We start from the raw sequence: 232 nt of genomic DNA, 5'->3' as shown, positions 1-232 counted from the left end.
CGCCAACATGCAATGGAAACCCGGTGGCATCAGTAAGCAGCCCGACAAGGATTTGTGGCTCTACACGGCGCTCTTTGGAAAACCCGGGTTTGCGAAGCTCATCAGGAGTATCGGTTTCAAAGTACAAGGTGGTCACGTCGTACAAGATGAATGCGCCTGGCCCAATACCTGCATGATGGGCCAACACTTGGGTTAGTGTCTCCCCAAACGATTCGGTCGCGAAGGTGGGAAG

1 pseudogene is annotated in these 232 nt (G+C 53.9%); it reads right to left on the bottom strand.

Annotated elements, in window-relative coordinates:
• A pseudogene (locus ACTFO6_RS20035) lies at nt 1-232 on the bottom strand (IS1634 family transposase); the annotation flags it as partial.

It is taken from the genome of Pelomicrobium sp. G1, from assembly GCF_051905455.1.
GTDB lineage: Bacteria > Pseudomonadota > Gammaproteobacteria > Burkholderiales > UBA6910 > Pelomicrobium.
This window is presented reverse-complemented; position numbering and strand designations above follow the sequence as displayed.